The sequence below is a fragment of the Halorientalis regularis genome (assembly GCF_023698535.1).
GTDB lineage: Archaea > Halobacteriota > Halobacteria > Halobacteriales > Haloarculaceae > Halorientalis > Halorientalis regularis.
Window position 1 is genome coordinate 130,865 of the sequence record NZ_JALJCL010000008.1, and the last position, 19,288, is coordinate 150,152.

The 19,288-nt window shown below is 67.3% G+C and carries 20 protein-coding genes; 4 read left to right on the forward strand and 16 right to left on the reverse strand.

The features are described 5' to 3' along the window. Window positions 1-7: 7 nt before the first annotated feature. The 6 genes from rqcH to MU521_RS12105 all read right to left on the reverse strand — a co-directional run bounded on the left by rqcH (window position 8) and on the right by MU521_RS12105 (window position 6,779). Window positions 8-2,200, reverse strand: coding sequence for a ribosome rescue protein RqcH (gene rqcH, locus MU521_RS12080; RefSeq protein ID WP_092692902.1), 2,193 nt, complete (start codon window positions 2,198-2,200; stop codon window positions 8-10). 76 nt (window positions 2,201-2,276) lie between these two features. Continuing rightward, on the reverse strand, window positions 2,277-2,453 hold the full coding sequence (locus tag MU521_RS12085) for a hypothetical protein (protein ID WP_175452877.1): 177 nt from the start codon (window positions 2,451-2,453) through the stop codon (window positions 2,277-2,279). Window positions 2,454-2,551: 98 nt separating this feature from the next. Next, window positions 2,552-4,000: an NAD(P)(+) transhydrogenase (Re/Si-specific) subunit beta gene (locus tag MU521_RS12090; protein ID WP_092692899.1), complete on the reverse strand. Its 1,449-nt coding sequence runs from the start codon at window positions 3,998-4,000 to the stop codon at window positions 2,552-2,554. Then, a complete protein-coding gene (locus MU521_RS12095) occupies window positions 4,000-4,296 on the reverse strand; it encodes an NAD(P) transhydrogenase subunit alpha part 2 (RefSeq protein WP_092692896.1) in 297 nt (98 codons plus the stop codon). Before MU521_RS12095 ends, MU521_RS12090 begins: the two co-directional genes overlap by 1 nt. Continuing rightward, a complete protein-coding gene (locus MU521_RS12100; RefSeq protein ID WP_092692893.1) occupies window positions 4,286-5,554 on the reverse strand; it encodes an NAD(P) transhydrogenase subunit alpha in 1,269 nt (422 codons plus the stop codon). Before MU521_RS12100 ends, MU521_RS12095 begins: the two co-directional genes overlap by 11 nt. Window positions 5,555-5,747: 193 nt before the next feature. Then, the gene (locus tag MU521_RS12105; protein WP_092692890.1) at window positions 5,748-6,779 is read right to left on the reverse strand and encodes an NAD(P)/FAD-dependent oxidoreductase; all 1,032 of its coding nucleotides are present in this window, start codon (window positions 6,777-6,779) and stop codon (window positions 5,748-5,750) included. A gap of 111 nt (window positions 6,780-6,890) precedes the next feature. Here MU521_RS12105 and MU521_RS12110 point away from each other — a divergent pair, with 111 nt between their 5' ends. Then, a complete protein-coding gene (locus MU521_RS12110; RefSeq protein WP_092692888.1) occupies window positions 6,891-7,292 on the forward strand; it encodes a DUF7994 family protein in 402 nt (133 codons plus the stop codon). 16 nt (window positions 7,293-7,308) lie between these two features. Here MU521_RS12110 and MU521_RS12115 read toward each other — a convergent pair whose 3' ends face one another. Next, window positions 7,309-8,970, reverse strand: a complete 1,662-nt coding sequence (locus MU521_RS12115) for a tRNA uridine(34) 5-carboxymethylaminomethyl modification radical SAM/GNAT enzyme Elp3 (protein ID WP_092692885.1) — start codon at window positions 8,968-8,970, stop codon at window positions 7,309-7,311. Window positions 8,971-9,120: 150 nt separating this feature from the next. Between MU521_RS12115 and MU521_RS12120 the strand changes: the two genes are divergently transcribed. Further along, window positions 9,121-9,465, forward strand: coding sequence for a hypothetical protein (locus tag MU521_RS12120; RefSeq protein WP_092692882.1), 345 nt, complete (start codon window positions 9,121-9,123; stop codon window positions 9,463-9,465). 30 nt (window positions 9,466-9,495) lie between these two features. On the opposite strand, the gene MU521_RS12125 is transcribed toward MU521_RS12120, so the two are convergent. The 4 genes from MU521_RS12125 to MU521_RS12140 all read right to left on the reverse strand — a co-directional run bounded on the left by MU521_RS12125 (window position 9,496) and on the right by MU521_RS12140 (window position 13,302). Beyond that, window positions 9,496-11,631, reverse strand: coding sequence for a DHH family phosphoesterase (locus MU521_RS12125; protein ID WP_092692879.1), 2,136 nt, complete (start codon window positions 11,629-11,631; stop codon window positions 9,496-9,498). A gap of 117 nt (window positions 11,632-11,748) precedes the next feature. Further along, on the reverse strand, window positions 11,749-12,012 hold the full coding sequence (locus tag MU521_RS12130; RefSeq protein ID WP_092692876.1) for a hypothetical protein: 264 nt from the start codon (window positions 12,010-12,012) through the stop codon (window positions 11,749-11,751). A gap of 23 nt (window positions 12,013-12,035) precedes the next feature. Further along, the gene (locus tag MU521_RS12135; RefSeq protein ID WP_092692874.1) at window positions 12,036-12,647 is read right to left on the reverse strand and encodes a YIP1 family protein; all 612 of its coding nucleotides are present in this window, start codon (window positions 12,645-12,647) and stop codon (window positions 12,036-12,038) included. Between the two features lie 64 nt (window positions 12,648-12,711). Beyond that, window positions 12,712-13,302 carry an NADPH-dependent FMN reductase gene (locus MU521_RS12140; protein WP_092692871.1) on the reverse strand — a complete coding sequence of 197 codons (591 nt, stop codon included), beginning with the start codon at window positions 13,300-13,302 and terminating at the stop codon, window positions 12,712-12,714. 243 nt (window positions 13,303-13,545) lie between these two features. Between MU521_RS12140 and MU521_RS12145 the strand changes: the two genes are divergently transcribed. Then, window positions 13,546-14,268 (forward strand): class I SAM-dependent methyltransferase, encoded by a 723-nt coding sequence (locus MU521_RS12145; RefSeq protein WP_092692869.1) that lies wholly within the window; start codon window positions 13,546-13,548, stop codon window positions 14,266-14,268. Window positions 14,269-14,277: 9 nt separating this feature from the next. Here MU521_RS12145 and MU521_RS12150 read toward each other — a convergent pair whose 3' ends face one another. Further along, a complete protein-coding gene (locus MU521_RS12150) occupies window positions 14,278-15,201 on the reverse strand; it encodes an HhH-GPD family protein (protein ID WP_092692864.1) in 924 nt (307 codons plus the stop codon). A gap of 26 nt (window positions 15,202-15,227) precedes the next feature. Further along, window positions 15,228-15,827, reverse strand: coding sequence for a hypothetical protein (locus tag MU521_RS12155; protein ID WP_139171123.1), 600 nt, complete (start codon window positions 15,825-15,827; stop codon window positions 15,228-15,230). Window positions 15,828-15,943: 116 nt separating this feature from the next. Between MU521_RS12155 and MU521_RS12160 the strand changes: the two genes are divergently transcribed. Further along, entirely contained in the window at window positions 15,944-16,270 is a 327-nt protein-coding gene (locus MU521_RS12160) for a ribbon-helix-helix protein (protein WP_092692858.1), read from the forward strand. Between the two features lie 26 nt (window positions 16,271-16,296). Here MU521_RS12160 and MU521_RS12165 read toward each other — a convergent pair whose 3' ends face one another. The 3 genes from MU521_RS12165 to MU521_RS12175 all read right to left on the reverse strand — a co-directional run bounded on the left by MU521_RS12165 (window position 16,297) and on the right by MU521_RS12175 (window position 19,281). Next, window positions 16,297-16,527: a hypothetical protein gene (locus MU521_RS12165; RefSeq protein ID WP_092692856.1), complete on the reverse strand. Its 231-nt coding sequence runs from the start codon at window positions 16,525-16,527 to the stop codon at window positions 16,297-16,299. Window positions 16,528-16,599: 72 nt separating this feature from the next. Further along, window positions 16,600-17,928: an aminotransferase class III-fold pyridoxal phosphate-dependent enzyme gene (locus tag MU521_RS12170; protein WP_092692853.1), complete on the reverse strand. Its 1,329-nt coding sequence runs from the start codon at window positions 17,926-17,928 to the stop codon at window positions 16,600-16,602. A gap of 84 nt (window positions 17,929-18,012) precedes the next feature. Next, a complete protein-coding gene (locus MU521_RS12175; RefSeq protein WP_092692848.1) occupies window positions 18,013-19,281 on the reverse strand; it encodes an MgtC/SapB family protein in 1,269 nt (422 codons plus the stop codon). Window positions 19,282-19,288 lie beyond the last annotated feature (7 nt).

Genomic DNA, 19,288 nt, shown 5'->3' on the forward strand with positions numbered 1-19,288 from the left:
GACTGGCTCAGTCCTCGACCATCCGCGACCCACCGGGGGGCAGGAACTCCTGGATGAGGTCCGGGCTGGCGACGTTCCGGACGAACGACTTGTCGGTGAACCGGTCCTTGAACTCCCGATAACACATCTTGGCCATGTCGTTCTGCGCGTATCGCCCGGGTTCGAGTTCGATGCTGGTCTCGACCTTCGGGTCGATGGCGGCCGGCGGGCCACCGATCACGCGGGTGTCCGGTTCGCACTTGATGCCGACGGCCGCGCTGGCGGCCACGTCCTCGAAGTACGTCCGGTCGCCGCGAACGGCGAACCCGCCCTTTTCCAGGTACTCGCCGCTCTCGGGCGTCTTCGACACCTGGTCGGGGTCGACCATGTACACGTCGTCGGCGTACTTGCCGTCCTTCCAGACCGAGGAATAGGAGAGCGCGAACTGCGCGGCCTCCTGGAGCGTCGACTCGGGGAAGTCCACGTCCCTGGCCGGTTCGCTGGGCCCCGTCGCCTTCAGGATCGTCACCGGGCCGCCGTGGGCCTGGGCGTGGAAGAACTTGTCACCGCTGTCCATGTACTTCTTGACGAGTTCCTCGTTCTGGTCGGCGTTGCGCCCGCCGATGACGAGGAAGTCGTCGCTGGTGTGGAACCAGCGGTACTCCTCGTACCACTGCTCGGAGGACCGGACGGGGATCGACGCCCGCGAGAGCCAGTCCACGTCCTCAGCCGCTTCGTCCGCACCGTCGCTGCCGTCGCCACCCCCAGCCTCGTCGCCGTCAGCGGCGTCCCACTCCTCGCGGCGTCGTTTGACGTCCGCCAGCTCCTCGCGGGTGTTCTCGATGGCCGCCTGTGCGCCCTCCTTTTTGTCCTCGATGCGTTTGGCCTCGGTGTAGTGCTGGTCGGCGTTCTTCTCGACGCCCATGCTCGCGTCCACGTCGATCCGGTGATCGTCGAGTTCGATCGTGACGGTGCCCTCGCTGCCGTCGACGCCGACGACGGCTTCGGCGGCCTCGATCCCACGCTCGGCTCCTTCCTCGAACTTCTCCCCGATGGCGTCCCAGGCTACGTCGTTCTCGCGGGCCTGCTGGACCGTCGAGAGGATGTCGTCGACCAGATCGTACTCGGCGTACAGCAGTTCGGCCTTCTCGCGTTCGGCCTCGGCGTCGGCCTCGAAGTCCTCGATGGCCCCCTCCTGTTGCTCGATGATCCGTTTTTGCTTCTCGATCTCGCTCTCGAAGTCCGGACGGTTCCGCCCGCCACCGTCCTCTGGCCCGGTGTCGGGTTCGGCCTCCCAGTTGGTGAAGTAGTCGTCCAGCGCCGCAGTGAACGTCTCGAAGGCGTCGCTGGGCAGGTCGTCGTACTCCGCCATCGGCATCGGCGTGGCGTCGACGCGGAGCCCGCGGTCGGCGTCCTCCCCCTCGGCAGTTTCGTCCTCATCCCCGCCCTCCTCGTCGTCGCCCTGTTCGCTTCCCTCGTAGTACACTCTGGGGTCGAGGTCGGCCGAGTCGAGGCGATCCCGCAGGTCTTCGATCACGGAAAAGATGGCCCTGTACTCCTCGTCGCCGGCGTCGGCGATGTCCATGGTCTTGTCGACCCCGGCGCGGGTACAGAGTTCCTCGCCCCAGAACCCCCCAAAGTCGAGCTGGGTCGCCAGCGTCCGCACCACGTCGGTGTCCGAATCCTCCATCTTCGCGGCGAAGGCCTCGTACTCGGCCTCCAGCGGGTTGAATCGCGAGGAGGGGAACTCGTACGGTGAGCCGGGTGCGACGGTGCGGGACTTCAGACGGACGGTGTCCAGACAGTCGACGACCTCGCCAGTCTCGTCGAGGACGGCGATATTTCCGTCGCCGAACAGTTCGGCCACGACGGTCGTGTCCTCGTCGCCGCGCTCGAATTCGAGCGTGACGATCCGGTCGAACCCGTACTGCTCGACGCCCACGAGGTCGGCCCCAGAGAGGCGATTTCGGAGCATCATCGCGAAGTTCGGCGGGCGACCGGGCGCGTCGGGGACGTTCTCGGCGTCGGCCACCCGGAGGTGTTTGGTCTCGCCGATGTCGACCAACAACTCGACGCGGCCCCGGTCGAAATCACGCATCCGGAACCGGACGAGGCCGTCGTCGTAGAGGTAGACCTTGTCGACTTTCGCGCCCTCGTAGTCCCCGAACTCGCCACAGAGCGCCGCGAGGTCGACGCTCGTCAGCTCCCGCTTGCGGTCCATATTCCCCGGTCCGCCGGGCGTGCAAAGAGGGTGTCGTTCGGTCCCGAAAACGGATCAGCGACGGTTACCGAACGAGTCAGGCGCTCGACCCCTGCCGCGGCGGTTCGGATCGCTCGCCCGTGTCGACCTCCTCGACCGGCTCCGAGGCCTCCTCACCGCCGAGGACGCTCTTGAGCAGCCAGATCGAGGCCGGGATCAGCAGGAAGAACGCTGCCATACCGATGGCCGTCACCAGGAGTGCTTGTTGAACCATACGAGTCGATACACCACGGGAACACAAGAAAGGGACCCCAAATCTTCAGATTCTGGGAACGACTGACACGGGGTCCGTGGGTCGGCCGTCCGACGCGGTCAGTCCGTGGCCTCCTTGTAGTCGTTGACCAGGTCCTGCATCGACTCCTTGGCGTCGCCAAAGAGCATGCTCGTGTTGTCCCGGGCAAAGAGCGGGTTCGGGATGCCCGAGAAGCCGGGGCTCAGGCTCCGCTTGTTGACGATGACGGTGTTTGCCTCCGCGACGTTGAGGACGGGCATCCCCGAGATGGGGCTGCCGTCGTCCTCGTTGGCCCGGGGGTTCACCACGTCGTTGGCCCCGCAGACGATGGCCACGTCGGTCTGGGAGAAGGTCGGATTGACTTCCTCCAGTTCGCGCATCTTGTCGTAGGGCACGTCGGCCTCCGCGAGGAGGGCGTTCATGTGGCCGGGCATCCGTCCGGCGACGGGATGGATGCCGAACTCCACGTCCACGCCGTGTTCGTCAAGTAACTCGACGAGTTCCGCGACGGCGTGCTGGGCCTGTGCGACCGCCATCCCGTAGCCGGGAACGACGACGACCCGATCCGCAGTCTCCAGGAGCATGACGACCTCCTCGGGCGAAGTCTCCTGGATGTTGCCCTCGTAGATGTCCTCCATCTCCTCGCTGTCGCCGTCGTCGCCGCCGAGACCGCCGAAGAGGACGTTGGTGAGCGAACGGTTCATCGACTCGCACATGATGACCGTCAGGATCAGCCCCGACGCGCCGACGAGCGTCCCAGCGATGATCAGCGCGGTGTTGCCCAGCACGAACCCCGTCGTCGCGGCCGCGAGGCCGGAGTAGGAGTTCAGCAGGGCGATGACGACGGGCATGTCAGCACCGCCGATGGGCACCACGAGGAAGATCCCGAGGATCGACGCGGCGGCGACCAGCACCCAGTAGGACGGGACCCACGACGCCATGGGCGCGTTGCCCAGTGCATCCGGCTGGATCACGAGGACGAGACCGGCCACGACCGCGGCCCCGAGAAAGAGGACCTTGATCGCGTGGCCGACGTTCGTGCTCACGGGCGAGTCACCGACGAGCCCGTGGAGCTTGCCCGCCGCGACGAGACTGCCCCAGAAGGTGACCGAGCCGATGATGCCGGCGATGGCCGCGGTGGCCGTCAGGCCGATCGTGAGGGAGTCGCCGACGGCGAGTACGTCGATCAGTTCCGCGCCGGCGACCAGCGCGGACGCGCCGCCGCCGAACCCGTTGAACAGCCCGACGAGCTGGGGCATCTCCGTCGTCTCGACGGTGACGGCCAGCCAGACGCCGATCCCGCCGCCGACCAGCAGGCCAGCCCCGAGGATCAGCGGGGAGAGGATGTCGAACCACAGCGCCGTCACGACGACGGCGAGGAACATCCCCGCCGCGGAGATCTGGTTCCCGCGGGTCGCAGTTCGGGGATGGGTCATGTCCCGGAGCCCCTGGATGAACAGGATGCCCGCGATCAGGTAGGCCAGTTGCAGGGCCGCCGGGGGCAGGTACTGAGCGAGAACTCCCGCCATCAGTTACCACCTCCCCGGAACTGGTCGAGCATGAAGTGACTCACGAGGTACCCACCGACCACGTTGATCGTGGCCATGACGACCGCGAGGAAGCCCAGCGCGGTCGCGAGCGTGTTCTCCCCGGCCCCGGCGACGACGACCGATCCCAGGAGCGTGATGCCGGAGATCGCGTTCGCCCCGGACATCAGCGGCGTGTGCAGATTCGTCGGAATCTTCGTGATGATCTCGTAGCCGACGAAGGCCGCCAGCACGAACAGCGTCAGGTTAGTGACGAACGCCGACAGCTCAGTCGCCATCGCCGTCACCTCCGTCACCGTCGGCGGAATCACCGCCACCGTCGGCCGCGGCGTCGTCCGCGTCGGATTCGTCCGCCGCTGCCTCCTCCGCACCGTCTTCGCTTTCCTCCCCCTCGTCCTCACCGCCGTCGTCCAGATGTGGGTTCCGCACCGTTCCGTCGTGGACCAGCAGCGTCGAGTCGATTATCTCGTCCTCGAAGTCGAAGTCCAGGTCGCCCTCCTCGTCGAGCAGGTTGTCGAGGAAGTGCTTGCAGTTGTTCGCGTACTGCTGGCTCGCGGTGTGGCTGACCCGCGAGGGCAGATCGGTCGGCCCGTGGACCCGGACGCCGTCGACCTCGACGGTCTCGCCGGCCTCGGTCGGTTCGCAGTTGCCGCCCGTCTCCGCCGCGAGGTCGACGACGACCGATCCGGGGTCCATGTCTTCGATCATCTCGGTCGTGACGATCTCGGGTGCTGGTCGGCCGGGAATCGCGGCGGTCGTAATCAGTACGTCGGATTCGGGCACGACCCGCTCCATCTGTCTGCGCTGTTCGGCGTAGAACTCCTCGCCCATCTCGACGGCATAGCCCTCCTCGTCGCCCGACTCCTCGGTCGGGAGTTCGAGTTCCACGAAGTCCGCGCCGAGACTCTCGACCTCGCGTTTGACCTCGAGGCGCACGTCGTGGCCCTTCGTGCTGGCCCCGAGTCGCTCGGCGGTCGCGATGGCCTTCAGCCCGGCCACCCCTGCGCCGATGACGAACACTTCGGCCGGCTGGATCGTCCCCGCGGCGGTCATCTCCATCGGGAACATCTTGGGGAGTTCCTCGGCGGCCATGAGTGTGGCCTGGTAGCCGCCGAGACTCGCCTGCGAGGACAGCGCGTCCATACTCTGGGCGCGACTGATCCGGGGCATCAACTCCAGCGAGAACGCGCTGACGCCCCGGTCGGCCAGGTCATCCAGCGTGTCCTCGGCAACTTCGTACGGGCCGAGCAGGCCGACGACGGCCTGCCCCTCGCGGTAGGGGTCGGTCCCGGTATCGGTCGCGCCGAGGCCGCGAACCTGAAAGAGGACCTCGGCTCGCTCGAACACCGCCTCCCGGTCGTCGAGGACCTCACAGCCGACCGCCTCGTAGTCGGCGTCCGCGTACGTCGCCCCCTCGCCCGCACCGCTGGCGACACAGACCTCGTGCCCGTCCTCCACGAGGTCTTCGGCGACAGGCGGCGTCAGCGCGACCCGTTTCTCGCCGTCGGCCGTCTCGGTCGGAACCCCGACGATCACGGCGAACGCCCCCGCCGCGTCGTCGAACCGACGGCATCAGTCGAAGCGATCACTGCGTCTCGATGCGCGTTCCGTGGTACGTCGTCCCGTCTCCCGCGTAGCATTGACGTACACGGTTTTTTGGCTCCGACTTAAATACCCATCACAAAAACCAGAAATCTGGTACGTTTTCGCAGATGTTCGGGAATGGGGGTCAGCGGTCGGCAATCCGCGCGCCGGTCTCCAGGCCGTTCCGGAGGGCGGCGTGGACGCGGGCTTCGCCGGCCACCCAGTCGCCCGCGAGGTAGAGGCCGTGGTCGGCCGCCCGGTCGACTACCTCGTCGGCGACACCGTCGTCGGCCAGCGCGTAGCGCCAGTTCTGGGTGTCCGTCCAGTCCGGATCGGTCAGTCGCTGGTCGTCCAGCAGGTCGGCCGCCTGCTCGGCAGCGTCGGTGGTGATCGTTTCGTCGGCGTCGTCGTAGTGGTCGACCGACCAGTCGGGGCTCATCTGGACGATCAGCAGGCTCTCGCCGTCCGGGACGTGCCCGTCCTTGCACTCCTCGCGGGAGAGCCAGCCTACGTCGTGTTCGTCGTCGGTGTTGACCAGCGCGTAGTATGGTCGGTCCATCTCGAAGGGGTAGTGCAGGACGGCCGTGACGATGGTCCGATATGGCACCACGGCGACCGCTTCGCGTAACTCCCGGCAGAGTTTGTGTTCCCAGTTCGCACAGCCCAGCAGATCCGCGGTCTGGGGGGCCGGTGGCGTGAGCAGGACGGCATCGAAGTGGCCCAGATCCTCGTGGTCGGTGTCGTAGAGCCGCCAGCCCTCGTTCTCGCGGACGGGTTCGGACACGCGGACGCCGTTTTCGACCGTCGCGTCGGTCCGGTCGAAGAGCCGCTTTGCCAGCTGAGTAATCCCCGACTCGTAGGTCCACTTGTGGTCGTCGGCGTCCCGCCCCTCCGAGATCTCGCCGTCGGCGTCGAACACCCAGACCGGTTCCGCGATGTCGACCAGCCCCTCCGTGTCGAGTTCCTCGGTTACCAGTCCTGAGACACGGTCGTCGTCGGACTTCAGGTAGTTCGCGCCGTGGTCGTACCGGCAGTCGTCGCGGCGGCGCGTCGCCGCGCGGCCACAGACCCCCCGGCTCTTCTCGAAGACGGTGATCGTCGCGTCAGCGTCGGCCAGCGCGTAGGCGGCACCCGCGCCCGCTGCGCCGGCCCCGACGATTGCGATATCGTCAGCCATACCGGTGATTCGGGTGCGAGGGTCAAAGTACCCCCTGCCTTCGGTTTCCGTACGACCGTCCTCCCGGCCGCTGTCGGGAGCTTCTTTGCCCTGGGGCGGGGAGGTAGGGCCATGCGACGGAGAATCTACCTGTTCGCCGGCGTCGTCCTGGCGGTAACCTCGTTCCCGACACTCCTGTTGGGCATCGTCGAGGACCCCTACAACGCCATCGGCACCCTGCTGCTCGGGCTCGGCGGCCTGCTGTTCGTCGTCGCGGCCAAACGTGACGAACTCGAGGTCGGCGACTGGATCATCTCCTGGCACCAGTTCGTCGGCGGCGCGGACGTGTTCCTCGGCGTCGGGTTCCCGCTGACGCTGTTGAACCCGGTGATCGAAGGCACGGCCACGTCGATGGAGTACACCTTTTTGATCGCCGGCATCGTCGGGGGCCTCGTCCTCGTGTTCATCGGCGTCGACGTACTGCGCGGAAGCCACTACGTCTCGCTCGGCAGCGAGGGCGAATCCGCGCTGTAGCGCGCGTCAGAACGCCTCAGAGCCGCTTGGACACGTACGGCCCATCCTGGTAGTAGTCCAGTTTCTCCCGGTAGTACTGCCGCACGCCGATCCCCGACAGCACCGACAGCTTCTCGAAGCCGTTCTCGACCGCGAGCTGTTCGGCCCGCGCCAGCAGTCGCCGGCCGTAGCCCCGGTGCTGGTGCTGGTCGGCCCCGCTCTGTTGACCCACTCCGACCTGACTCCCGTAGACGTGGAGTTCCCGCACCAGCGCGGCGTTTTCGAGCTCTTTCCTGACGGGGTCGTTCGGGAACCGCACCCGACAGAAGCCGATCAAGAGGTCCTTCTCGGGGTCCTCGAATGAGAGGAAGTGTTCCGTGCCGCCGCCGGCCTCGTAGGTCAGTTCCTGCAGTTCCACCTGTTCGGGCTCCTCGTCGTTCATCCCGACCTCGCGACAGCGGATGCAGTCGCAGGTCCAGCCGTGTTCGTCCATCCGCTGGCGGGCCAGTTGCCGGAGGTTGGACTTCCAGACGCCGCCCTCGATGAAGTCCGCTGGGATGTCCCGCTGGACGCGCTGGAGGCGCGTGTACTCCGGAATCATCGACTTGATCTCCGCGACCAGTTCGGCGGCCGCCTCGTTGCCCAGCGGCTCGAAGTCCCCGCGATGGTACATGTCGTAGGTCGCCGTTCCCTCGACGATCAGCGTGGGGTAGATCTTCAGGTAGTCGGGCCGCCACTCCTGCTCCTCGAAGATCCGGCGGAAGTCCTCCAGACACATCTCCTTGCTCATCCCGGGCTGGCCGGGCATCATGTGGAAGCCGACCTTGAACCCCGAGTCCCGCAGGCGGCGGTTGGCGTCGATGGAGGCCTGGACGCCGTGCCCGCGATGCATCTCGCGGTTGATCCGCTCGAACGTGGTCTGGACGCCCACCTCGACCTTCGTGCCGCCCAGATCGAGCATCCGGTCGATCTGCTCGGGGTCACACCAGTCGGGCTTGGTCTCGAACGTAGTCGCGACGTTGCGCACGTCGCCGACCTCGTTCTCGGCGATCACGTCTTCGAGGTAGCTGAACTCCACGTTCTCGGGGTCCTCGGCGAAGCTCTCGCCCTCGGCGGGTTCCGGCTGGGTGTCGGCGTCGTAGTCGTTCATCGCCTCGATGGCCCGCTTGACGAACCACTCCTGGTAGTCGTGGGAGCGGGCGGTCATCGTCCCGCCCATCAGGATGAGTTCGACCTTGTCGACGGGGTGTCCGATCTCTCGAAGCTGTTCGAGCCGGAGCGTGACCTGCCCGTAGGGATCGTAGTCGTTCTGCTTGCCCCGGGCCGCCGCGGGTTCGTGGCCCGTGTAGCTCTGGGCGCTGGAGAACTCCGAGTCCGGCCCGCCGGGACAGTAGAGACACTTCCCGTGGGGACACCGCTTGGGCGAAGTCATGATGGCCACGGGAGAGACGCCCGACGCCGTGCGGACGGGCTTGCGCTGGAGGACTTCTTCCAGTTCTTCCCGGCGCTCGAAGGGCACGTAGTCGAGCAACTCGGAGTTCTTGGGGACCTTCGGCGAGGAGAACTCCGAACAGACTTCCAGTTTGGCTTGCTCGACCTCGTCGCGTTCCAACTCGCCCGCGAGGATCCGGTTCACGAGTTCCTCACAGACCTGCTCGAACGCCTCCGTCTCGGTCGGGTCGGTCGTCTCCGTGCTCATTGCCGCGTGGTCAGTAGTGGACGCGTCGCGAGAATAAGGGTGTCGGCTCGGGCTACCGGTACGAAGAGCCACCGGGTGTCGGTTGTCGGCTTCGATTTCGGCCATATCTTGATTTGGGTAGGCCACGAAGGGGTGCGGAAGGCGTTGCACATGGACGATATCTGGGCCGACGGAGAGATACGAGAGCCGTTCAGACGTGATTTCCACGCCCTGGCGAACCGAACGAACGGTGAAGTCGAACTCGACGGTGAGTCGACGATCTTCTGTGCGTTCGAACCGACGTCACAGCGGTCGGCGATGCGCGTCGGCGTCTACTTCGCGAACGGGCGGCAGACGCTGCGGTTCGACACCGTTCGGGAGGAGATCGAACTGGCGATGGTCAATCGGTACGAGATTTCTCGACCGGCGGTCACTATCAGTTCGGAACGGGGCAGTCGGCGGTTCGAACTCAACGCTGCCAGTGGTGAGTGGAACGTCTCGAAAAAGTCGATCTGAGGTCGTTTCGACGGCTGACAGACCGACGCTCTACGCCACGTCGGCGACCGCGTCGAGGACGGCGTCGAGGACGGCGTCGCGCTCGCCCGAGAGGAACTCCAGACAGCCGTCGCGGGTGCTCTTGGCGTGGAGTCCGGCGTCGGGCGCGTCCTCGGCGGCGGTCGCGGCGACCGCGCGTACGTCGAGTGCCGAGGTGGAGCGCAGGTAGAGTTCGTCGGACGCGAGGCCGACGACCACGTCCACGTCGTCGCGGTGGCGGCGGAACAGTTCGTCCAGCAGGAGGTTCGTCGGCGGGAACTCGTAGCGGTGAGCGAACGCGTCCGTGTCGAGGACGGCGACGTCGAGTTTACCCACGTCACGGTGTTCGAGATTCGCCTCGGCGGTCTCGATCTCCGCGTCCATCTTCGTCCGGAACTGCTCGCTGACGTGCCCCGCCAGTCCGCGCTCGTCGTCGGTCTCGGGGAAGAGGAGGTCGGCGATCAGTTCGCGCTTGTCCTCGTAGGATTGGTAGTACGCCTCCAGTGCGATGGCCTCGCGGATCTCGCGCGTGTCGTCCTCGTCGTACCCCGTCTCGGCGGCCAGATCGACGTAGGATTCGGGCGCGTCCTCCCAGAAGCTCACGGCGGGCAGGTGACCGATCTCCGCGCGCACGTCCTCGTCGACGTGGGCGGCGACGGTCGCGGCAATCGCGGTCGCGGTCGTCGCGTCCTCGGCGTCGGTCAGCGACGGCGAGACCAGCGTGTCGACGGTGTCCCCGACCTCGGGATCGGCCTCGGCGGAATCGAGGACCACGCGGTCGGCGTCGTACACCGACAGCAGGTCGAAGCCGTCCATCGACTCGCGGGTCGCGCCCGCGGCGACGAACACGAACAGCGGGAGTTTCTCGTCGTGGCGCTCGCGGTTGTCGAGCATCCCCGTCACGTCCTGCGTGGCGTCCTGCATGTCGTAGACGCCGTCTTCGAGTGGTCGGCGGTCGAAGTAGTGGTATTCCGCGTCGGCCGCACCGTGCTGGTCGCGGACCAGCGGGAGCGTCGCGCGCTCGATCGCGACGCCGCCGACGTAGCCGTCGACGGTGGCGTTGTGCCGGACGACGACCGGCCGATCTTCGAGGACGGCCCGACGGATCGCGGTCGCGGCCTCGCGGACGCCGTCGATGACGGCGTCGACCGCGGGATCCTCGGCCAGCGGTTCGACGTCCTCGGGGCGCGCCTGCTCGGTCAGCGCGTCGGCCATCCGCTCGGAGACGGCGGCGTGTTCGTCGTCTTCGAGCACGACCAGCGCCTCGGTCTCCATCTGGAGTTCGCCGCGGCGACGGCGGACTTCACCGTCGAGCCTGACGAGATCGCCTTCCTCGACTTCGGGATAGGCGCGCACGCCGGCCTCCTCGAACGCGGCACAGTCGACGACGCCGGTCTCGTCGCGAAGCTCGAAGACGGTCGGACCGCTGGTCTGGCGGATGTCGACGATCTCGCCCTCGATACGCACGTCGTTCCCGACGCGGTCCTCGAGGGTCGCCACGGCTACTTGCGTCAGTTCGACGGCGGACTGCTCGCCGTCGGTCTGTGGTTCGGTCTCGACGACGGCCCCGCCACCCGAACCGCCGGCGTCGGCGGTCTCTGTCGCTGCCTCGGTCTCGGTTTCCTCGGACTCGGAGTCCTCGGTTGCGGGTGCGCCGGTCTGGCCCGTCTCCCGCGTGTCGTCGCGCTCGCTCTTGTCGGGGACCTGTCCCACCGTATGGCGGACTGGCCCGTCGTCATCGCCGCCCTCGTCGTCTTCGACATTCTCTTTCAACAGGGCGGAATCCTCCTCGGGGTCGTCGATCAGCGTGCCGCGGAACTCGCGTTCGGACTGGCGGATCGACCACCCGAGGTCGATGTTCCCGTTGTCTCGGACGTTCTTGACCTGGACGAAGACGGTGTCGCCCGGCTCCCACTCGAGGCTCTCCAGCCGCTGTTCGAGTTCACTCCGGTGGAGGAGACCGGTCACCCGGTCCGCAATGTCGACGAACACGCCGAATTCGGCGTACCCGTCGACCGTCCCTCGGTAGAATCGCCCCGGCGTCAGCTGGTCTGCGTTCGTACCGCGGAACTCGAAGACCACGTCCTGCTGGTGTGTCTCGCAGATGTGCCCTTCGACAGACGTTCCGCAAATGATACAGCTTCCCATTACCGGAAGCAAACAGACCCGGCCTAAAACTGTTGTCGAATCGCGCCGGGAATCTCGTCACCCTCCGAGCGCGCACCGACACCCGTCAGGAACTACCGTCCCACGGGCCCTGGCCGCTCACTCGAAAACCTCGCTCTCGTCTTCCAGCATCTCGATGCCGCGAGCGATCTCCTCGGCCTCCTCGGGAAACAGTGCGATCTCGATCTCGTTGCCCGCCCCGTCTTCGAAGGCCAGTTTCACCCGTTTGTCACCGAACTCCCGCACGTCCACCCCGTCGACGTCGTACAGTTTCGCGGTCGCGTCCTTGTTCGCCGGCCCCACGTTCTTGATCGACCCCTCTTTGAGTTCGACCATGAACTCGTCGAGTTCCAGACTGAGCATACCGGGCGTTCGCCCGCCGACAATTAAAACGGTATGGAGACGCCGGCGTCGGTCAGCACCGTACTCGCGGCCCCGAACCCGCGGAAGCCGTAGCCGAAGACGATGGCCGCCGGCACCGCGACGGCCGGCACTGCCTTCCAGTAGGGCAGGTCGTGGACCTCGGCCGTCCCGACGACGAGCAAGACGGCCCCGACCGCTGTGCAGGCTACCCGTAGTCCCGGAATCGCCGGGCCGGCGAACACGCAGGGGGCGGTCGAGTACGCCAGGACCTGCACCGTCTCGCTGACGCCGCCACGGTTCGGTGCGGTCGCCATCAGGATCAGCGTCTGGAGCGCCGCCGTCAGGTGCAACGTCGCGGGCATCACGAGGACGACGGCGAGGGCGAGAAACAGGGCGCGGGAAGCGACCGGCTGACCGGCGACGACCGGATAGACGTTCGTGATCAGTGCCAGCCGCGTCAGTTCCTCGATCAGGACGACGACGGCAGCGAAGATCAGCCCCGGGGCCTGGTCACCCGGCGCGACACCCGCCCGAAAGAACCGGCGGGGACGAACCAGTACCTCGGCCCACGCTCGCGCGAGCGCGAGCGGGCCGCGGTCCCGCCCGCCCGTCGGATTCTCGACCCACTGGGTCACACCTGCAGTTGGGAGCGTCCGGGCTTGACGGTTGCGGGTTCCGATTGCGCTCGGTGACCGGCACTCAGTCGTCCGCCCCGACGTTTTCCCTGCTCTCGAGACACGGCGGGTCGGGTTCGATGGTCGCGTACTCGACGGCGCGTTCGCCCAGCACCGCCACCCGGTCGGCCACCTGCTCGTCGACGAACCGCCAGTCCGAAGCGTCGCCCTCGAAGGCGTCGCTGGCTTTCGGAATCGCGGCCTGGTGTGGGAGCACCCACGCGTTCAGCGCGCGACAGACCGAGCGCAGGTGTTCCAGCGCGGTAATCGGAAAACTCCCGCCCGCCACCGCGAGCAGGCCGACGGTCTTGTTCTCGAACTCGTCGAACCCGCAGTAGTCGAGGGCGTTCTTCAGCGGCGTGGCGTAGGACCCGTGATAGACGGGCGTCCCGAGCAGGATGGCGTCCGCCTCGCGCACCCGGGCCGTGAACGCCGCCGCGCCACCGGCGTCGCTCGCGTCGGCGTCGTAGACGGGAAGATCCCACTCCCGGAGGTCGAGCAGTTCCGTCTCGCCGCCGGTCTCGGCGGCCCGATCGAGGGCGTGTCCGAGGCCTTTGCGAGTGTGGCTCTCCTCGCGGAGGCTCCCACAGATCGCGACGACGCATGGTCGTGACATACCGGCCCAGTTGCACCGCGTGGAGTTAAACACCGGCCGGGTCGGGCGGGTCCGGGACCGTCTTCGGGGTGGTCCGTTGGGATCGAACACCGGTCGGCCCACTCACGGAGCCAGGGGACCGAGAGCGGGGTACTTGCTCGAGATCGGCGGCGGCTGGAGCGAGAGCCGGGAGGCACAGGTCGGTGGCGGCCCAGCGGTCGAGGATTGACAAGCACTATTGCGGCGCTACCCCTGGACAGGCGTATGAAAACGGCCGTCCGCACGAACTTCGACGAGAGTGTCTCGGCGTACGACGCATACGAGCGCCGAACCGGCCGGTTCACCGCGCTCGCGCGGCTCCTCCGGGCGGAGATGCGCCGGCGGACCGACGCGTTCGACGCGATCCTCGACGCCGGAGCCGGAACGGGTATCAGCACCCGCGTGTTCGCCGACCGCGCCGCGCGGCCGGTCGCGCTCGATCTCAGCCACGAGATGGTTCGGCGGGTCGCGGTCGGCGAGCGTACTCAGGCCGACTTCGACAGCCTCCCCTTCACCGACGGGGCGTTCGACGCCGTGGCCTTCACCGCCTCGCTCTTTCTCACGCCCGAACCCGCGGCCGCGGCCCACGAGGCCGCGCGTGTCCTCCGTCCGGGCGGTGTGGTCGGGGCCGTCGCCCCGCTGGGCTGGGTGCGAGCCGACGGGACCGACGTGTTCGCCGACCTCGACCGGGAGTCCCGGTCGCCGGCCGACGCGGGCGCGGTTCGGACGGCGCTCGAAGACGCGTTCGCCGTCGAGACTGGTGTCTGGCGGTTCGCGACGACGGCGGAAGACGTGCGACAGTTTCACGCCATCCCGGCGATGGCGGCACGGCTCTACCCCGGGCTCCCGACCGAGGCCCGGGTCGAGCGAGCCAGCGAACTGCTGGCCGAGTTGGAGGGGACCCTCGAACAGCGGTGGCGGTGGGTCGTCGGCGTCACCGAGGAGTGAGTCCGCCGGCTACTTCCGGAGCCGGGCGACGGTATCGCCGTCGCGCTCGTCGACCGACACCAACCCGTCGTCGGCCAGATCCGCGAGGAGGCCGCGAAGCCACTCGCGACCGTACTCCCCATCTGGCACGTAGTCGACGCGGACTTTCGGCCCCAGGTCGTCGAGCGCGAGTTCCCGGTCGTCCTTGAGCGCGCTCACGACACGGCCGCGCATCTGCCGGCGGCTCCCCTCGAACTCGGGCTGAGTGGGCACGTCCGGCGCGGTGAAGTCGCCCGTCTCGTAGGCGTGACAGACCCCCCGCCAGGGACACCGCGCCGCGTCACACGAGGGCGTCTTCTCGCAGGCGACCCCCCCCAGTTCCATAATGGCGTTGTTCCAGACCCGGGACTGCCCCTCGGGCATGAGTTCCCGGGCTGCCCGTTCGAACTCGTCGTCGTCGTCGTCCACGTCGAAGGCGCGGTGGAGGACGCGCTTGACGTTCGTGTCGACGACTGCATCCCCGTTGTTGAACGCGAACGAGGCCACCGCGTTGGCGGTGTAGGGACCGACGCCCATCAACTCGGAGAGTTCGTCGGGGTCTCGTGGGAACTCGCCGTCGTACTCGGTCAGGACCTGCTCGGCGGCCTCGTGGAGGTACTTCGCGCGGTTGTTGTAGCCGAGGCTGTGACTGGTCCAGAATCCGACCACGTCCGCGCGGTCGGCCGCGGCCAAGTCGGCGACGGTCGGCCAGCGGTCGATGAAGGCCTCCCAGGCGTCGACCACGCGGTCGAGCTGGGTCTGCTGGCTCATCACCTCCGAAACAAGAATTTCGTAGGGGTCCTCGGTCCGCCGCCAGGGGTAGTCCCGATGGTCTCCCTCGTACCACTCGATCAGCGCCGTCCTGACGGCCGTCTCGTCCACCCCGGACAGCGCCGCAGGGGCGTCCTCACTCATCGACACGACGTAGGGCCGATCTCCGCTTACGCGTGGCGGTTCGGGACCGGACCCGCCGCCGTCCGATCAAGATTCACAGCACGAGCCCGCCGCGAACATCCCCTCGCAGCCGACCGTGACCTCGGCGCGGGCGACCGCCGACACGTCGCCTTCGACCGACTTGCTGACGTTGATCGCCGCCGACTCGCCGGGCGCGACCTCGGTTCACTGGTCGTCCCGAACCCGGTGTTCGTCCCAATCTCCGCCCCGTCGGCGTCGTACAGCGCCAGGTCGTAGTTGTACTCGAAGACGTCCGTCGTCTGCTCGCCCGCGTTTCGGACGGTCGTCACGATGACCACCTTGTCCTCGTTCCCACCCTGACGCTCCAGTCCGTCGACGACGAGCGGGCCGACGGTACTCTCCCCGGAAACCTCGATACCCCCGCTCGTCCGTGGGCCCGTGTCCGTCGGCGTTCCACTGTCCCCGTCACCGTCGCCCCCGTCGTCTCCGGCATCGGTCGACGTCCCGCTGGAGTCGCCAGCACAACCCGCGATTGCGCCAGTCGTCGCAACTCCCGCGGTCGCGAGCACTCGTCGCCGCGTGACCGATCCACCTCGTCGAGATTTCTCCGTTCGATTATCTGTCATAGTTACAACGGTTAGTGAGCGTATATTGACACTTTGAATCGGGAAACGGTTCCGGCGGAGACGGGCGGTCGTGACCAGCCGAAAGGGGTTTCCTCGGGCATCGCCACGTTCCCGTCATGAGCCTCGACGATCTCAAAGACGACGTGGAAGCCAATTACACGGACCTGGGCGAGTCCCTCGACGTGGACCTGGACCGGGAGACGCGAAACGAACTCGCGATGCTCGTCGCCGCAATGGAGCCCGACGACGTGGGCGAACTGGTCCGGCGGGCCGTCCACATGCAGTTCCAGACCGCCGTCGAGACCGGGAACCTCGATTTCCACCTCCGGAACGCCTACGACGTGACCTACGACGAGTACCTCTCCGGGATGACCTTCGAGGAGATGACCGGCGGTCAGTTCCCACAGCAACAGCAGAAAGACGACCGACGGTACCAGTTCTAATCGCTCGCTTCGCGGGGCGACGACTCCTACCCCGAATCGTCGGTTTCGGCCGTCAGCGACAGCTCCAGGCCCGCGCCACAGCTGTTACACTCACCGAGTCGGATCACGTCTTTCAACAACATATCCTTGAAACAGCAGGGACAGGAGATTCCCGTCAGCGGCCCCGACATGAACTCGAACGTGTTGTTCTGCGTGACCGCGAACTCCTGTACCCGCGGCCCGGCACCGTCGTCCGTTCCGGCTGGTTCCGAAGACATGGGTAATGGTACCACACCACACTATGTAAATGTTCGTCAGACTTCGGGACCGAACCGGCAACAGGTGCCGGATCAACTGGCGGCGTCCACGGCCGCTCCCAGCAGGCTCGCACCGAGGTCGATCTCCCGTTCGGTCACGTCCAGCGGCGGGAGGACTCTGAGCGTCTTTCGGCCACAGCCCAGCGTGAGCAGGCCGCGAGCGAAGGCCGCGTCCATCACGTCGTCGCGGCGCGTTTTCGTATCGAATTCGACGGCCAGCATGAGCCCCTTGCCGCGCACGTCGGTCACCGCGGACCCGCCGTCGAACGTCTCCCGGAACTGGCGCCCCCGCTCGCGGGCGTTGCCCGTGAGTCCTTGCTCCCGGATCACGTCGATGGTGATCGCCCCCTGTGCGCAGGCCAGCAGGTCGCCCGCGCCCCAAGTGGAGGAGAGTCGGCTCTCCGCGTCGGGGAACACGTCCTCGCTGGCGATGGTCGCGCCCACGCGGAGAGCCTTGGCCGCCGCGATCACGTCCGGGTCGAACGGGTAGTGATCCGACGCCCAGAACGTCCCCGTGCGCCCCATCCCCGACTGGATCTCGTCGGCCACCAGCAGGAGGTCGTGGTCGTCGACGACCGCCGCCAGCTCCGCGACGAACGCGTCGCTGGGGAACCGATAACCACCCTCGCCCTGCACCGGTTCGACGATGACGTAGGCCACTTCCTCGGGGTTCACGTACCCGCCGGGCCCGAGCATCCGCCGGAGCCGCGATCCGTCCTCGACGAAGAACCCACACCCGCAACTCCCCGGATCACAGGTCCGGTCGGTACAGAAGGGCACGTCGTGGACGGCCGAGATTTCGGGAAACCGCCGCCGATAGACCTCTTTCGACCGGTTGAGCGAGAGCGCGCCGAGCGTCCGGCCGTGGAAGGCCCCCTCGAACGTGATCGCGTACTTCCCGGCGGTGTGGTCGTAGCTGATCTTGATGGCGTTCTCGACCGCCTCCGCGCCGCTGTTCGAGAGGAAGACGGTGTCCATGCCGTAGTGGTCGGACACGTCGACGAGCCGGTCCATCAGGTCCGCCGGGCCGGGGATCGGCGCGTCGCCCGGCGGGCCGCTGGCCGCGTAGAAGTCCTGGCCGGCGATCTTCGTGGGATCGGTCAGGTCGAACTCGTCGAGGCGCTCCCGGAGGGTCGGGTTGTCGTAGCCAAGCGGTGCCGCCCCGACGTGGGCGGTGAAGTCCATCAGGACGTTGCCGTCCACGTCCGTACAGAACGGGCCGGCCGCTGGTGCCGTATGGTCCCAGACGAACTCGTAGACGTACGTACTCGGCGCGGCCGTCTCGTGGTGGTCGGCCACCTGTTTCCGCGCGCGCTCGCCAGGCAGCTTCTCGACCTGCGGCTCGACGCTGTCCCGGTCCATGACTCCAGTTCGGTTGCCGATCCGATAAATAATTCGTCCGGTTTCGGCAACCTTTGCAGACCCCGTCGTCCCCTCGGGCGGTCGTCAGGCTGCCGTCGCGACCGTCACGAGCGTCGCCCCGAGCATGAGCGCGAGGCTCCAGGCGGCGACTCGATACGCGAACTGCCGGTTCGGGCTGGCGACGGTCAGACCCGCCTTGACGAGGATGCTCGCAGCCGTCGCGAGCAGGATGGCGAACACCGCCTCCGGGCCGGTGAGCGAGCCACCGCGATACAGGATGACGGCAGAAGTCGTCGCGCCCGCGCTGGACACGAACCCCGAGATGGCCGCCGTCGCGTAGAACCCGGCGGTGCCGAACAGCTGGCGTGCGACGCTCCCGGCCAGCACGATCAACAGGAAGACGACGCCGAACCCGAGCGCCCGGCGCAGGGAGAACGGACTCTGGAGGTCGACGTCGACGGACTCGCGCCAGTCGGCGGTGTAGGCAGCGACCGCGACGCTCCCGAGGATCACGGCCCCCAGCGGGACGACCGCACCCAGCAGGATCCCCGACTGGATCGTGAAGACGAGGGCGATGACGAGGTTCCGGAGGGCCATCGCCGCGTCGGCCAGCAACACGGCGGCCACCGCGTAGGAGGTCGCCCGGTCGTGCTGGCGGACGTGATCGAGCATCGTCCCGACCACGGCCGTCGAGGAGGCCAGCCCGCCGAAAAAGCCCGTCACGGCGATCCCGCGACTGCCGTAGGTCTGGACGATGGCGTAGTTGACGATCCCGATGCCCGCCACGGTCACCACCATCAGCCAGACGACACGGGGTTCGAGCGACACAGTGAGGCCGGCGGCCGTGAAGCTCCGTGACCCCGCCGGCAAGAGGGGATACACCACGAACGCGAGGATGGCGAACTCAGTCGCCGACCGCAACTCCTGGCGGGAGAGTCCCCACGCGAAGCTGTGGAGTTCCCGCTTGAGGACCAGCAACAGCGACGACACCACGGCTACCGTGACGCCCTCGACGAGGTACCCCTCGGCGACCAGCGCCCCGACGCCGTACGCGACGAGCATCGAGACCGAGGTCGTCAGCGAGAGCCCCTGTTCCGCCGTCAACAGCCCCTCGACCGCGAGGACGACACCCTGCACGACCACCAGCACGGCACCGGCGACCAGCAGGAGTTCCATCCCGAGCACGGTGAAGACAGCACCGAGCAGACTGATGAGCGCGAACGTCCGGATGCCGGCCGTCTTCTGTGCCCACTCCCGCTCCAGCCCGAGGAACATCCCCAGGGCCGCTGCCAGCACGAGCCGCGTCACCTCGGCGTCCAGCGGCGCGGGAATCGTCTGCAAAACGGGACTCACCCCTTAC

Excerpts from the sequence above, each read along its gene's own strand:
- rqcH (WP_092692902.1), bottom strand. The coding sequence starts at position 2,200 with ATGGACCGCAAGCGGGAGCTGACGAGCGTCGACCTCGCGGCGCTCTGT.
- MU521_RS12085 (WP_175452877.1), bottom strand. The coding sequence starts at position 2,453 with ATGGTTCAACAAGCACTCCTGGTGACGGCCATCGGTATGGCAGCGTTC.
- MU521_RS12090 (WP_092692899.1), bottom strand. The coding sequence starts at position 4,000 with ATGGCGGGAGTTCTCGCTCAGTACCTGCCCCCGGCGGCCCTGCAACTG.
- MU521_RS12095 (WP_092692896.1), bottom strand. The coding sequence starts at position 4,296 with ATGGCGACTGAGCTGTCGGCGTTCGTCACTAACCTGACGCTGTTCGTG.
- MU521_RS12105 (WP_092692890.1), bottom strand. The coding sequence starts at position 6,779 with ATGGCTGACGATATCGCAATCGTCGGGGCCGGCGCAGCGGGCGCGGGT.
- MU521_RS12110 (WP_092692888.1), top strand. The coding sequence starts at position 6,891 with ATGCGACGGAGAATCTACCTGTTCGCCGGCGTCGTCCTGGCGGTAACC.
- MU521_RS12115 (WP_092692885.1), bottom strand. The coding sequence starts at position 8,970 with ATGAGCACGGAGACGACCGACCCGACCGAGACGGAGGCGTTCGAGCAG.
- MU521_RS12120 (WP_092692882.1), top strand. The coding sequence starts at position 9,121 with ATGGACGATATCTGGGCCGACGGAGAGATACGAGAGCCGTTCAGACGT.
- MU521_RS12125 (WP_092692879.1), bottom strand. The coding sequence starts at position 11,631 with ATGGGAAGCTGTATCATTTGCGGAACGTCTGTCGAAGGGCACATCTGC.
- MU521_RS12130 (WP_092692876.1), bottom strand. The coding sequence starts at position 12,012 with ATGCTCAGTCTGGAACTCGACGAGTTCATGGTCGAACTCAAAGAGGGG.
- MU521_RS12140 (WP_092692871.1), bottom strand. The coding sequence starts at position 13,302 with ATGTCACGACCATGCGTCGTCGCGATCTGTGGGAGCCTCCGCGAGGAG.
- MU521_RS12145 (WP_092692869.1), top strand. The coding sequence starts at position 13,546 with ATGAAAACGGCCGTCCGCACGAACTTCGACGAGAGTGTCTCGGCGTAC.
- MU521_RS12150 (WP_092692864.1), bottom strand. The coding sequence starts at position 15,201 with ATGAGTGAGGACGCCCCTGCGGCGCTGTCCGGGGTGGACGAGACGGCC.
- MU521_RS12155 (WP_139171123.1), bottom strand. The coding sequence starts at position 15,827 with ATGACAGATAATCGAACGGAGAAATCTCGACGAGGTGGATCGGTCACG.
- MU521_RS12160 (WP_092692858.1), top strand. The coding sequence starts at position 15,944 with ATGAGCCTCGACGATCTCAAAGACGACGTGGAAGCCAATTACACGGAC.
- MU521_RS12165 (WP_092692856.1), bottom strand. The coding sequence starts at position 16,527 with ATGTCTTCGGAACCAGCCGGAACGGACGACGGTGCCGGGCCGCGGGTA.
- MU521_RS12170 (WP_092692853.1), bottom strand. The coding sequence starts at position 17,928 with ATGGACCGGGACAGCGTCGAGCCGCAGGTCGAGAAGCTGCCTGGCGAG.